The sequence below is a fragment of the Coleofasciculus sp. LEGE 07092 genome (genome assembly GCF_015207375.1).
GTDB lineage: Bacteria > Cyanobacteriota > Cyanobacteriia > Cyanobacteriales > Coleofasciculaceae > LEGE-07092.
Map to the genome: position 1 here is coordinate 1 of NZ_JADEWY010000284.1, position 1,625 is coordinate 1,625.

1 protein-coding gene and 1 pseudogene are annotated in these 1,625 nt (G+C 49.4%); both read left to right on the forward strand.

All coding sequences use genetic code 11. The annotated features are described in order from the left end of the window. Window positions 1-230: pseudogene (locus IQ257_RS29570) on the forward strand (efflux transporter periplasmic adaptor subunit); the annotation flags it as partial. 98 nt (window positions 231-328) lie between these two features. Further along, window positions 329-1,625: efflux RND transporter permease subunit (locus IQ257_RS29575; RefSeq protein WP_193933520.1), on the forward strand; the 1,297-nt coding region annotated here is incomplete at its 3' end.

Genomic DNA, 1,625 nt, shown 5'->3' on the forward strand with positions numbered 1-1,625 from the left:
GAGCGGGGGAGCTGGGGAGTACTCTCAAGTCTAATGAGGCGACGGTATTTGTATTAAGCAAAGACGGAGCTGAAACTAAAGTTAAGGCTCGTTCCGTGCAAATAGGCGATCGCGCCAACGGCAAAGTTGAAATTCTCTCCGGTTTGCAGCCAGGAGAACGCTATGTCGCCCAGAGCGACGCATCCTTAAAAGACGGCGATACTGTCCGGTTAAGTATTATATCCGAATAGATCAAGGGATCTGATGTGTAAACAATTCTGTGCAGGTACTTACTCCCCATTCCCTATTCCCCATTCCCTATTCCCTATTCCCTATTCCCCATTCCCCAATGTCTGGATTTAGCATCAGCGCAACAGCAATTCGTCGTCACATTGGCACCCTCGTCCTGACTGTAGCCGTTATCGTACTAGGAATATTTTTCATTCTCCAGATTCAGGTCGATTTACTGCCGTCGATTACCTATCCCCGGATCGGCTTGCGGCTGAATGCTCCTGGAGTATCACCGGAGGTGGCGGTTGAGGAAATTACCAAACCATTAGAGCAAGCATTAACGGCGACGGAGGGTGTGGTACAAGTCTTTTCCCAAACCCGTGAAGGACGGATTAGTTTAGATCTATTTTTTAAACCGGGGGGAGATATTGATCAGGCACTGAACGATGCCACAGCATCCTACAACCGCGCTCAATCTAATCTACCCGATATTATTGAACAACCGCGTTTGTTCAAATTTGACCCTTCCCAGCTACCCGTCTATGAAGTAGCGCTGAAATCGTCGTCTCTACAGGATGTAGATTTGCGGGTTTTTGCCGATGAAGAACTCAGCCGCGAACTCGGTGTCGTACCGGGAGTGGCATCGGTGGATGTGGCTGGGGGTGTTCCTGAAGAAATCAGGATTCTCATCGATCCCAATCGTTTACAGGCGCTGGGAATTGGTTTAACCGATGTATTAGATGAACTCGACGAACGCAACCAGGATGTAGCTGGGGGACGGATACGGGGAGAAGAGTCAGAACTGCTGACGCGAACGGTGGCACGCTTTCAAGATGCGGAGGAAATTCGTAATCTCTCCTTTGAAGTTCCTGCAATTCCAGGAGTGGGCAACGAGGAGTCTTCCCCAACCCTGACTCGCCGTGTCTACCTGCGCGATTTTGCTGACGTTATCGATGGAACTGAAGAACAGCGGGTATTTGTTTTTCTCAATGGCGAGCCAGCAGTTAAAGCCAGTATTCAGAAGCAGCCCGATGCTAACACGATTGAAGTGGTTGATGGGGTGAAAAAACGCATCGAAGAATTGCGGCAGTCGGGTTTGATTCCAGAGGATATGGAACTGGTGGCGACGTTGGATGAGTCCATTTTCATCCGCAACTCGATCGCGAATGTCACTAGTTCCGGGTTGATAGGCGCAACCTTAGCGGCTATTGCCGTTCTGTTATTCTTAGGTTCGTTACGCCAAACGCTAATTATTGTTATCGCCATTCCCCTAGCTACCCTAACCGCTGTTATTTTAATGCAGCTATGGGGTCTATCTCTCAACGTGTTTAGTTTGGGGGGATTAGCATTGGGCGTGGGGATTGTGGTGGATAATGCGATCGTTATGCTGGAAACTATTGCCGCAGGGGTTGGGG